At 42.4% G+C, this 11,955-nt stretch carries 11 protein-coding genes and 2 pseudogenes; 5 read left to right on the top strand and 8 right to left on the bottom strand.

Features of this window, described 5'->3' with window-relative positions; translation table 11 throughout:
* Positions 1-20: 20 nt before the first annotated feature.
* Complete coding sequence (locus ACQ4MX_RS19285) at positions 21-581, bottom strand: NAD(P)H oxidoreductase (protein ID WP_431086718.1); 561 nt, start codon at positions 579-581, stop codon at positions 21-23.
* Positions 582-745: 164 nt separating this feature from the next.
* On the opposite strand from ACQ4MX_RS19285, the gene ACQ4MX_RS19280 reads away from it, so the two are divergent.
* Positions 746-1,141: a winged helix-turn-helix transcriptional regulator gene (locus ACQ4MX_RS19280; protein WP_431086716.1), complete on the top strand. Its 396-nt coding sequence runs from the start codon at positions 746-748 to the stop codon at positions 1,139-1,141.
* Between the two features lie 100 nt (positions 1,142-1,241).
* Here ACQ4MX_RS19280 and ACQ4MX_RS19275 read toward each other — a convergent pair whose 3' ends face one another.
* Entirely contained in the window at positions 1,242-1,826 is a 585-nt protein-coding gene (locus ACQ4MX_RS19275; protein ID WP_431086715.1) for a LysE family transporter, read from the bottom strand.
* A gap of 112 nt (positions 1,827-1,938) precedes the next feature.
* Between ACQ4MX_RS19275 and ACQ4MX_RS19270 the strand changes: the two genes are divergently transcribed.
* From ACQ4MX_RS19270 to ACQ4MX_RS19260, 3 genes are all read left to right on the top strand, one after another.
* Positions 1,939-2,493 (top strand): helix-turn-helix domain-containing protein, encoded by a 555-nt coding sequence (locus tag ACQ4MX_RS19270; RefSeq protein ID WP_431086714.1) that lies wholly within the window; start codon positions 1,939-1,941, stop codon positions 2,491-2,493.
* A gap of 285 nt (positions 2,494-2,778) precedes the next feature.
* A complete protein-coding gene (locus ACQ4MX_RS19265; RefSeq protein ID WP_431086713.1) occupies positions 2,779-3,552 on the top strand; it encodes an alpha/beta fold hydrolase in 774 nt (257 codons plus the stop codon).
* A gap of 185 nt (positions 3,553-3,737) precedes the next feature.
* Positions 3,738-4,964, top strand: a complete 1,227-nt coding sequence (locus ACQ4MX_RS19260; RefSeq protein ID WP_431086711.1) for a sugar efflux transporter — start codon at positions 3,738-3,740, stop codon at positions 4,962-4,964.
* A 9-nt stretch (positions 4,965-4,973) separates the two neighbouring features.
* Here the strand turns inward: ACQ4MX_RS19260 and ACQ4MX_RS19255 are convergent, their stop codons facing one another.
* Both ACQ4MX_RS19255 and ACQ4MX_RS19250 read right to left on the bottom strand, forming a co-directional pair.
* Complete coding sequence (locus ACQ4MX_RS19255) at positions 4,974-6,191, bottom strand: macrolide family glycosyltransferase (RefSeq protein WP_431086710.1); 1,218 nt, start codon at positions 6,189-6,191, stop codon at positions 4,974-4,976.
* Between the two features lie 235 nt (positions 6,192-6,426).
* Positions 6,427-7,272: pseudogene (locus ACQ4MX_RS19250) on the bottom strand (pectinesterase family protein); the annotation flags it as partial.
* On the opposite strand from ACQ4MX_RS19250, the pseudogene ACQ4MX_RS19245 reads away from it, so the two are divergent.
* A pseudogene (locus ACQ4MX_RS19245) lies at positions 7,271-7,516 on the top strand (helix-turn-helix transcriptional regulator); the annotation flags it as partial. The pseudogenes ACQ4MX_RS19250 and ACQ4MX_RS19245 overlap by 2 nt on opposite strands.
* Positions 7,517-7,745: 229 nt before the next feature.
* Here the strand turns inward: ACQ4MX_RS19245 and ACQ4MX_RS19240 are convergent.
* From ACQ4MX_RS19240 to ACQ4MX_RS19225, 4 genes are all read right to left on the bottom strand, one after another.
* Positions 7,746-8,783 carry a threonine aldolase family protein gene (locus ACQ4MX_RS19240; protein ID WP_431086708.1) on the bottom strand — a complete coding sequence of 346 codons (1,038 nt, stop codon included), beginning with the start codon at positions 8,781-8,783 and terminating at the stop codon, positions 7,746-7,748.
* Positions 8,770-9,198 carry a MarR family winged helix-turn-helix transcriptional regulator gene (locus tag ACQ4MX_RS19235; RefSeq protein ID WP_431086705.1) on the bottom strand — a complete coding sequence of 143 codons (429 nt, stop codon included), beginning with the start codon at positions 9,196-9,198 and terminating at the stop codon, positions 8,770-8,772. Before ACQ4MX_RS19235 ends, ACQ4MX_RS19240 begins: the two co-directional genes overlap by 14 nt.
* Positions 9,199-9,405: 207 nt before the next feature.
* Positions 9,406-9,873 (bottom strand): hypothetical protein, encoded by a 468-nt coding sequence (locus ACQ4MX_RS19230; RefSeq protein ID WP_431086704.1) that lies wholly within the window; start codon positions 9,871-9,873, stop codon positions 9,406-9,408.
* On the bottom strand, positions 9,866-11,905 hold the full coding sequence (locus ACQ4MX_RS19225) for a S9 family peptidase (RefSeq protein WP_431086702.1): 2,040 nt from the start codon (positions 11,903-11,905) through the stop codon (positions 9,866-9,868). The genes ACQ4MX_RS19230 and ACQ4MX_RS19225 overlap by 8 nt, the downstream gene beginning before the upstream one ends.
* Positions 11,906-11,955: the final 50 nt, after the last annotated feature.

Raw genomic sequence — 11,955 nt, 5'->3', positions numbered from 1 at the left:
TTTGGGATAGCTCCCCAGGTTTACTTATATGCCAGACCTAATTGATAAGCGTGCTCCAGCAGACCTTCAATGTAATCTTTCGATTCGGACAAAGTATCATAGAAGAACTCAACCTTGGACTCTCTTACTCTTGCGTAACCACCAATACCTTTATTCAAATAATTAGTTACCATATCGTGGTATTCATACTTGATCAGATGTTCTTTCGTCCCTCCCGCCAAGCACATCCACAAAACCTGCTTTGTCGTAAACTCCTGAAGTAAACCTATGTTCCATACTTTATCCAGGTATCCCTTTAGCATGGAAGGGACACTGTACCACCATAGAGGAAACACAAAGACCAGAGCATCCGCAGCAGCAATTCTGTCCATCTCTCTCCGTGTTTCAGGAGCATATTGTTTATGAGGTGAATTCCAATCCAACTCATCTGCTGCGCTGTACACCGGATTATACCCGTCCCGATCCAAGTCCAAAATATCTACCTCGTGCTTATTCTCCTTCAATCCCTCTACAAAACGATTCATGACCGCAAGGGTAAGTGAATCTTCTCTAGGATGCGTAACGACCAATAGAACTTTCATGTTATCCGTAACCTTCTTTCTCCTTATGATTGGTGAACCCTGTCTACAAATGCTATTATGGGTGATATACAACAAGGTGTGAAGTACGCACCTCAAGGTACTGTAGGTACTTTAAGGTTCCTTAGTGCTTTTCATGTTCTACAGATCCGAGGGGAGAAAAACAAATGAAAGATAACGCCAAAACATATATGCTCGGGATTGAAGCGACCTTCGAGGTCATCGGCGGGAAATGGAAAGCCATCATCCTGCACCATCTAACCAGCGGCAGAAAACGTACATACGAGCTCCGGCAGCTCATTCCGAAAATCACCCAAAAAGTGCTCACACAGCAGCTTAGAGAGCTGGAAAAGGACGAAATCATCCACCGCATTATCTATAACCAGGTCCCACCCAAAGTAGAGTATGAGCTTAGTGAATACGGATGGGATTTTAAAGATCTGCTCGATCTTTTTTGCTTATGGGGAGAAGAACACTTAGACAGGGTTTATGGTGATAAAACAACGGTGCTGGAGGAATATTCTGTGGAAGAGCCTTGTGTGGAAAAAAGCAAAGCAGAATGAACGGCCTTTTCGCCATCGCTTCATCTGCTATCCGCCTAAATACAAAACAGTCCCAATGAAGAGTTCCTTCAATGGGGCTGTTTGTATTACTTGCATACCTTCATTCTACAAGGATCGAAATTGCACTATACACTAATAACAAAGCCATTATTATATTAAACTGACTTCTATACTTAGTTAAGAACTTTTGAAAAACGGAGCCAAACACACTCCAACAGAATGTACTCATAAAACCAACAAAAGCTAGAAATAACGAATACATCATCAAGCTGAAATTTGAATGGTGATATGGAAGGATGAAGGTTGATATAGCAGTGATACCATATAAAATTCCTTTCGGATTGATAAATTGCAAAAGCATACCTGTTAGAAAACTGTTATTCTTGCCCCCATCATTATCTTTACCATTATCTTTACTCATAATTATTTTTACAGCCAGATATAGCATATAGGCTGCACCCAGGATCGTCATCACAAATTGAATTTTGGGAATGAAATTTTCAAGCAACAAATTAAAATAACTACTCAATAACATGATTACAAAGAAACCTGCACCTACTCCTGAACAAAATCGAATTGTCTTTTTAAGCCCGAATTTATTAGCAAAGAGCATAGCCATAATGTTATTGGGGCCTGGCGTAAAGCTGGTAACAAACACATATAACAAAAACGATAATAAAGGCACTTTGGAACCCCCTCTTTGATGTATGCTATAATGTCCAAAAAGAACAATATAACGTTTTACGTTTTATTGTACAATACAGACGTTATATTGTACACAGGTACAGGAGGTATTTATGGAGACGATCAATCTGATCATTGCCAAAAACTTAAAAGCCTTTAGAGAGAATAAGAAATTAAGTCTGGAAAGGGTCGCAGAACTCACCGGAGTAAGTAAAACGATGATCGGTCAAATTGAAAGAGGCGAATCCAGTCCTACGATTACAACGATTTGGAAAATAGCCAATGGATTAAAGATTTCTTTTACTTCACTCATAAATAATCCGCAGCCAGATACAAAAGTGGTTTTAGGAAGTGAAATTCAAATATTAACGGAAGACAACGGAAAATATCGAGCCTATCCCCACTTCCCCTTCGAAGATGATAGACGCTTTGAAGTTTATTCAATCGAGATAGAACAAAACGGCTTCCTAAGTTCCGATTCGCACGGAGAGGGAACGGAGGAGTTCTTAACTGTCTTTGATGGAGAATTAACTGTCCGTGTAAATAACCTTGAATATACAATAAAAAGTGGTGATTCCATCCGTTTCAAAGCGGACAGACCCCATACCTATCATAATTCAGGTGAAACATTAACTCGATTAAGTTTGGTCATATACTATCCAATGTAAAAAGCCTCGTTCTATAAGAACGGGGCTTTGCTTCGGTTCATACTTAATCCGGTTGTTATTTATCTTATCTCAACAGTTGCTTCCTGTTGATCATCATAAACCGCACTTTGCGTACTGTCACCCATGACGATCTATATGGAATTTTTTTACAGCCTGCTCCCATGAAAATCAAGTTATAATTTCATGAATTTTTTTGATCTAATAGGCCACATTATCTCTAATGTTTATATCATGAGTTATTTTTAAAGTAAGACCAAAATCATTAAAAGGACGGGGAGTATAACGATGACTACTACAAACATAAACGGATACTCGATGCATTATATTGATTCTGGAAAAGGAATCGCCATCCTCTTCATTCATCCTCCGGTGCTCACAAGCTTAAATTTCACATACCAAATCCAAGGGCTATCGCCTCATTTTCGAACTATTGCTTTTGACATCAGAGGACACGGTAAGAGTCAGCCTTCCGAACAGACGGTTACTTACCCTCTAATCGCCCAGGATATTAAACAATTGATGGACCGGATGAGCATTGATAAAGTTTTTTTGTGTGGATATTCTACCGGAGGCTCGATAGTGCTTGAATTTCTCCTAACTTATCCGGATCGGGCATGGGGAGGCATCGTTATCAGTGGAATGTCGGAAGTAAACGAATGGCGACTAAGAAACAAAGTTTCTGTGGGCATTGCTCTCTCCAAAATCGGAGCAATCGGTACGATTGCGATTTCTAATGCTTGGTCGCAAACTAAACAATTTTCTTTATTCCGTGAGCTATTCAACGATGCGAAACAGGGAAATCCCAGAAATGTCGAACAATATTACCGGTACAGCTTGAAGTACACCTGTACCTCGCGGCTCGGGGAAATCCATCTTCCTGTCCTGCTTGTTTATGGGGAAGATGATAAGCTCTTTCATCCTTATGCCAAATTGTTACATCAACAATTGCCGAATAGTGAACTTGTTTTCATAAAAAAAGTCGATCACCGACTTCCTACGAAGGCCGCCGGACCTTTGAACGAACTGATCAAGCAGTTCGTTCATCGCTTCAGCCTTTAAGGCAAATTCTACAGTTAAATTCCACATGCACATCTCCATCCAACACTAACGCCATGTTTTTGCCTGTACATGGCCTCGCAAAAAAATAATGTTTTATACAATGTAAATATACATATTATACTAAAGTCATATATAGTTTAGATATTATGGTTCTGCTTCTAAATCTGAAAGGGTGTAAAAATGAAATGCTGAAGCGTATTAAAAATCTTTTCTTTATCCGTAACTACCCGCTATTCATGATCTGTATGCTATTGCAAGGTATGGCCATATCGATAAGCGCACCTTTTTTGGCTGTATATTTTACAACTACACTTGGCGTATCTGTTGGAACCTTTGGTGTTTTTACAGCTGTGACTTTGATTTGTGGTATATGGTTAAGCTCTCTGATTGCCAAACGTTCTGATACTGGATTAGATCGCAAACAAATTTTAGTGATTTGTACGTTATTTAATGCGATAGCATTTGCAGGATATCTTGTCATACAAAATTTTTATGTACTTTTTGTATATATGACTGTCTTCACAGCAATGGGAGCACCTGGAATGCCGCAGTTATTTGCCAGTGCACGTGAAGCGGTTGATCGCAGTGAAGCAGCAGATCATACCTTTGCCAATTCAACACTTCGTTCTATGTTTTCCCTTGGCTTTATCACGGGGCCGCTCTTGGGGTCTTTCCTGATTGCACATACCGGTTTTAAAGGTATCTTTATAGGGACGACTTCTATTTTTATACTTATAGCTATTCTTCTATTCTGTTTTATTAAGCAATCCCCATCTCAGCTCAAAAGTAAGAATCAACTTTTACTTCATCACATTAAATTACATAAAAATATTGAAATTCTGATACCATTCTCAGTTCTCACTCTGCTCTATGTGTCTCACTGGATGAACAGTTTAAATATTTCCTTGTTTATCATTCATAATTTAAAAGGAGACATGAGTGACGTTGCTCTAGTATCCAGTATTTGCGCGGTTTTAGAAATACCTTTGATGATCATGTTGGGCGTACTTGCTGCTAAATACTCCAACCGTCTGCTTGTATTTTGGGGAGCTATAACAGGGGTCGTCTATTATCTCCTCGTCCTTATGTCTACGGAGATGTGGCAGTTATTAGTGGGGCAGCTTCTTCTAGCCTTCTTTGTTGCAGTGATTTCGGCCATTGGCATCAGTTACATGCAGGATTTGTTGCCTTCTCTTCCTGGTTATGCATCGACGCTGTATTCCAATGCGACAACCATCGGAAGACTGGTGGGGAGCTTGATGGGCGGATTAACCGCTCAATGGATGGGTTACCGAAACACCTATTGGGTATGTTTGGCCCTGATCCTCTGCTCCCTTGGTCTTCTGGCGATTTCAAAGAAATTAGAGTTTGAAAAATCGGCTGCTCTACAAGAAAGGAATCACAGTCTATAGTCTGGCACCTTATTTTTCTATTGTGGAGAAATGACTCATAATGGTATCTGCCGCATGTCTGTACCCGCCAGCCTGACGTAATGATTCGCCAATCACATGGGCCTGCTGTTTATAGGTTGAATGATTCAAAACCTCTAATAAGGCAGCTCTCAAAGTAGCGGGTGTAAGCTCTTTTTTATCCACAACAACACCCGCTCCCAGCTCCTGCACCCGATTAGCGACGATGGGCTGATCTGATGTTAAAGGAATCATGACCTGCGGCACATTGTAATACAGGGCTTCACTTGTACTATTCATCCCCGCATGTGTAATAAAAGCGTCTACATGCTGCAGCATTTCCAGTTGCGGAATATAGGGCTTGATCATAAAATTGTCAGGGATACATTTTGCCAATGGCTCCATATCTGTATAATTGCCTGAAGACAGCACAAACTGCACAGGCAAATCGCGAAATGCTGCAAAACAAAGCTTATAAAATTCCAAGTCTTTATTCAAAATAGTACCCATTGAAATGTAAACCGCCTGTGGATGCAGAACACGAAGTTGTTCGAACGGGAAAGATGGAGCATCTTTACGCGGTACAATAGAAGGACCTGTAAAAATAAAACTGTGATCCAGTTTTTCGGCTTGCGGTTGAAAGTAGCGGCTTGTGTAAACTATTTTTAAGCTTCCGGCATGAGGAGCGATCTCGTCCATAGCCGGGGCGGCTACCTGAAGCTCATTAGCTAATTGATGCGTTATTTGCATCGTAGCCGTGTACAACTTTTTCACCTCCGGATCATTCTCATCCATGCCTTGCCCCGACCCCAGAGGCTCTACGAAAGCAAAAGAAGCGATAGAGCATATAGCAGGAATCCCCAGCTTCTCTGCAATAATCGTGCCTCCCCAGCCCATCAAAGAGTCAAAAATTAAATAATCATAAGTCCTGTTTTCTATAACTCTCAAAACCTCTGGAATAATCGGAAGAATCATACCTCTAACCATCATGTACACAAATTGATAATGATGTTTGTATTCTGCTGGCTTTAAATCAGAGTCTTTAGAAAAAGCATCATCAATAAAAGGGTAGGTTATCAGTTTTGCTCCCGTTTGTTGAATTCTCGTACGATATTCCTCCGTACACACATAATCCACTTCCTCACCACTGTCTACCAACCTTTTAACTAATCCTAATGTCGGATTAACATGACCTTCAGCTGGCGTGATCACTACTAACACACGTGCCATACCTTACACCTCCAACATAATAATAGATTTTAATTCGCAATAAATGTAAGGCTAGAAAGATAAAAATACATCTCTCACTTAATATATCTAGTATTTACCATAAAAACAAGTATTTTAAATATCGAGAGAAATAGAGTGATCAACAACATAATTGCAAAACACACAAATAAGCGAGGCTATTCGCTTGAAGCGAATACCCCGCTTATACATTGAACATCATTTGAACGAAGCCGATTTATCTATTCAACTGTGGATTCCAATGATCTGTCCCGCTCAGAACAGCTTCAACTGTGTACTGGCTTGCTTCATCAGCAGTAAGCTGTTTGGCCCAAGGTACACGCCCGCTACTTCCTGCACCTGGCCCAAAGTTGTCGAACTCTCCAAATCTTGCGGTCTGCTCATTGGATTCCTTGCCCCAATTGTTCCAGCCGCCCGGCTTGATATGGTCATCCATATAGGTCTTCAAAAAAGTAACATGAGCGTAAGGGCGCCATGGCCGTCCGAGATCCACCTTGCCTGTCAAGCCATTTTCTGTTGTCAGACGACATTGAATAAATACCAAACCCGGCTTGTTCTCTTCTGTTGAAGCTGCTGTCACATATCCAGCACGCAGGCTGTGTATGATCGAATTATCAAACACAACAGGTGAATTGCCAAATATAAAATCTACACTGCCACTGATGTAGCTGTCCTTAAAATATTGTCTGCCACGGTTCACCAACAACGTATCCTGTAGTCCGGTAATCCTGACATTGTGATACTTACCACGATCACCTTCAGCATATAACGCCACAGCCTGCACCTGCCCGGTTCCTTCTGTATTGGCAACCGTCACATTCTCCAACACAAAATCGGGACTTTGCACACGCATCGTGTAGCTGTTGCTTGTTCCTAATTCTTTTCCGTCCACCACGGTTTTGGCCGTATCATCAAAAGAAATGATCGTTTTGTCCCGATCTTCTCCGATAATGCTCAGATTTTTTTTGGAGGAATTCACCTTTATTTTTTCACGATACGTACCGTTTGTGAGGTGGATAACTGTCCTTGTGTCGCTGTTGTCAGGGGTTGCGTCAATGGCTGCCGCCTGCTTCTTCATTAGTCCAGCTTACCTAAGCCGCATATTTTTAAAATTGACTGGCTTCCATTTCAGCGAATACATCCGCATAGTGAGAGTCAGGGCAGCCCAAACAAGACTGCGAACCACCAAAGACAAAATCCAGCATATTGCAGAGGATGTCGGGTTCGGTCATGCTTCCCACTTTAATAAAATCTTTAAAAAAATAACCGGGGTCTCCCCTCTTCAGTACCGCAAGCAGGTTCGGTAGATATTCAGTGTAAAGAATCAGACGCCGATTTTATATATCTGCTTTTGTCTTGTTTTTCCATTCTTATATCCACTTGCTCTTTCATGGAATTGAAGTCAAACCGCTTTGGATTAAGTAAAATTACACAACAAAAAAACCATACTTCGCTGCAATACATGCAACGAAGTATGGCCTCTTACATAGTCGTTCTACATTTTTAAGATTGTATAAATCGCTTTCTTCATTACCCTTATCGCAATGCTTTAATATCCTGAATCAGCATTTCAACATTTTCTTTCTTCGTAGCCCAACTGGTACAGAATCGAACGGCACTATGTGTATCATCAACCTTCTCCCAAAAGGAGTAAGTATATTTTTCGCTCAATGCCTTTAATATACGATCTGGTAAAATCGGAAACTGCTGATTGGTTGTAGAGCGGTACTGAAAAGAAAAGCCTTGCTCAGATAATCCGTTTTGAAGCAACATTGCCATATCTATAGCGTGTTTGGAAATTTCAAAGTATAAACCGTCTTCAAACAAAGTTTCAAACTGAATGCCCAGCATTCGCCCCTTAGCCAGCAGTCCTCCTTTTTGCTTAATCATGTATCGGAAATCTTTTTTCAATGTATCATTTATAATGACTACTGCTTCTCCCATCATTGCTCCAACTTTGGTCCCGCCGATATAAAATACATCGCATAGTTTTGCTATATCTGCTAAGGTTACATCGCTATCCTCTGCAACCAAGCCATAACCCAATCGGGCTCCATCTATAAAAAGCGGTAAACTACATTCCCGACAGACTCGACTTAACGCTTCCAGCTCGGATTTAGTGTAGATCGTCCCATTCTCGGTAGGGTAAGAAATAAAAACCATACCGGGCTGTACGCTATGCTCAGGAGCGGCATCATTCCAATGAGCATCATACAGACCCTTTACCTGTTCGGCCCGGATTTTCCCATCATCACTTGGCAAAGTAAGTACTTTATGGCCAGTAGCTTCAATCGCGCCGGTCTCATGTACAGCAATATGTCCAGAATTTGCAGCAATAACACCTTGATGCGGACGCAAAATAGAAGAGATCACCGTTGTATTGGTCTGTGTACCTCCAACTAAAAAGTGTACCTCTGCATTTTGGGAGTCACATGCTTTTTTAATATAAGCTCTGGCTTTTTCACAGTGCTCGTCCAAACCATAGCCTGGGGTTTGTTCATCATTAGTCTCCAATAGTCGCTTTAATATGCGCTCATGGGCACCTTCGGTATAGTCGCATTCAAATCGAATCATTCTGTATCCTCTCCAAATTGTCCAGTTTCTTCTGAATCAACAACATAGAAGTATGTAATTCTTTAATCTCTTCTTCTGAGAGTCCTTGAACTAATTTTAGAATTTGTTCATCAGACCTTTCATTCAGTTGGTGATAGAACGCTTTTCCTTTAGGTGTCAAACGAATCAGATTTGTTCTATTATCCACCGTAGAATTTTCCTTAACAAGGAAGCCCTCTTTGCAAAGTTTAGCTATGATTCTACTCATATAACTGCGGTCAATTTTAAGAGAATCGACTAAAGTATTGGCTATACATGGCTCGATCATACCGATCTCTACAATGACGCGTGCCTCGGTAAAGGAATGTCCGCTATCCAGCACATGTTTATCTAATAAACCCAGTATATTAGTATAAAATCGGTTGAAACGTCTCATATCTGCTATGAACTCAGCATCTATATTGATTATAAACTCCCCCTATTTAGTGGACTTATGCAACAATTATATTAATATTTTTTGTGGACTGTGTCAACGAAATATGATGCAATTCAATTTATCAATTAGCCCATAAAATAAAAAACAGTCCCGATCAAAAATGCTCATCAGGACTGTTAGGCGTAGCTATGGTAACTGATCTTCCCTTTAAAAACTGTCATCATTTCGATATAAAAGCTTAATACTTACGATTCTCTGCACGCTGCCTACTTTTCCATTGTCCTCCTCAATCACCTGCCACTGTCTGCCAATCAGCCCTTGCAAGGTATCCATTTCGATAGGATCAAGGTACAGACCCTTCAACGTGATTCCATCCTGCTCATAATCTCGATCTATGATTCGATTAAAGCGAAAATGAAGCAGCCTTTTCAGTCCATTGATGTGTAAAAACTTAAATTCATAACCGCTGTGGATCGCTTCTTCCCACTCGTCCCCCATGTCTTCTGCAGTTTGACAACGTTCTTTGAAATCCATTGTTTTTTCTTTCACTTTGCCGAGTAAAGGAGAAAAGTCCTGTTTTTTAATACACTCAATGATGACGTCTTTCTGCTCACCACTTGTACGTAAGTTCTCGATCAGAAAGGCCACTGGCATCGACAATTGCACTTTACTCATCAGAGTCAACTCCTTTACTCAAGTAGGAATTAAACCAGGACACCACTTGCTCAAAGTTATCTACACGAAGGGACGGTTTACCGCTCTTCAGCAAAGAATGATTGGACCCGGGATAGCGAATGAGGCGTGTTGTTTTACCCAGCCGCTTCAGGGCTGTATACAACTCATCCCCTTGCCCAACCGGGCAGCGCAGGTCTTCCTCGCCGTGTAAAATCAGCAGTGGAGTTTCAATGTTATTTACATGTGCCAGTGGGGACTTGGACCAGAGCAACTCAGGATCTTCCCACGGGTTAGCTCCAACAATTCCCTCCGTGTAGGAAATACCGATATCGCTCAAACCATAGAAGGATAGCCAGTTGGAGATGCAACGCTGCGTAACGGCGGCGCGGAATCGGTTCGTATGAGAAATGATCCAGTTGGTCATCAAGCCTCCATAGCTGCCGCCAGCCACGCCGAGCCGGGTTTCATCGATATCATCAAACTGGTTCAGCGCAAAGTCCAAGGCGTCCAGTACATCCTGATAATCTCCTCCTCCAAAGTCCCCCCGACAGGCTTGGGCGAAATCCTGACCATAACCGAAGCTGCCGCGTGGATTGGTCATCAGCACGGCATACCCCTGTGCAAGGAGCGTCTGCATCTCATGGCTGTACGCGCCGGTATACATCGCATGGGGTCCCCCGTGAATTTGTAAAATCAAAGGAACTTGATCCCCGGAGCCTAGTCCCGCTGGCTTGAAGATCCATCCTTGTACCTTGAATCCGTCCGAAGCCTCAAACCAAAATGTCTCTGGTGAACTCACTTGCAAGGAAGCCATGTAATCGTCGTTATGGTGCGTAAGCCGTTTCTCTTCCCCTGTCTCCAGATTCATGTGATACAGCTCTCCAGGCCGATCCGCATCAAGTGCAGCAAAGACCAGATAGCAGCCATCAGCAGATAACGTGTACTGATAGATATCTCTGTTGCTTCCAGCGGTCACCGCCTGAACACCTCCGTCTATAGGCATTCGGTATACATGGACAGCACCCTGCAACGTCCCGAGCACATACATTTCTGGCTTCAACCTCGCAGGAGCATATAACGGAGATGAAGACGTACCAAAGGATTTCATATCACTTAAGGCGAAGTTGCCGATTTGCATATCCAATTCAGGAAACAATAGTCCCGGGGCTCCCCCCGTAACAGGCACAGTATACAGTCGATTCTGGCTACCACTTCCATAAATACGATCACTGGCGATCAGAGTCAATGATTTACCGTCCGGGGCATAAGAAAATTGGCTAATCGCCAAGCTGGAATCCGTAACTTTCACCAGATCACTGCCGTCGAAATCAATCGTATACACATCCGAAAACGAAAGCAGATCTGCGTCCAGCTTGTCATCTTCTACACGTTTGGACAAAAATGAAATTTGCTTGCTGTCTATGGACCATACAGGGTAAGAAGCATTCCAAGGCCCGGAGGTGACTGGAGTTACCCGGCCGTTTTCAAACTCCAGTACAAATAAATGACTAAATAGACCGTTCCACCAGCCCGATCCCTCAGCTTTGGGAGTCGTACGATCCACGATACGCCCCCGCTCACCCGATTGTTTGCTATATTCCTCAAGCGCCATGACTTCCCGTTCGGCGTTTATACTAACCATACTTGTGAATACAATATACTTCCCGTCCGGTGACCAGACGAATGCACCCACTCCCCGCTTCACCTCCGTCTGTCGCTGTCCCTCTCCACCTTCAGCCGGAACCGTCCATAGCTGTTTGCTTCCATCCGCCAGTCGTAAAAAAGCAAGCTGCGATCCATCGGGTGACCAAGCAGGAGCTGAATCCTTATTGCCATCGGTCAACAGCTTATCGTCGTTCCCAAGAAGCGATACGCCACGGATGTGCGTATGGTAATCATTCTTTGAACGATCTATGCTTTTGTGGACGTAGGCAATCGTTCCATCGGGGCTTATTACTGGATCACTGACCCACTGATATCCGTATAAATCCTCCGGTACAATCGAGCGTTTTACAGTCGAGCGTTTATTCATGAGTAGCCCTCCTTTTTCCGTTAAATCATACTGCCCGACATACCGTCAAA

Origin of the sequence: Paenibacillus sp. 8b26 (genome assembly GCF_050626875.1) — a bacterium.
GTDB lineage: Bacteria > Bacillota > Bacilli > Paenibacillales > Paenibacillaceae > Paenibacillus.
The sequence above is the reverse complement of the archived record's forward strand: the minus strand, read 5'-3'. Positions and strand labels throughout refer to the sequence as shown.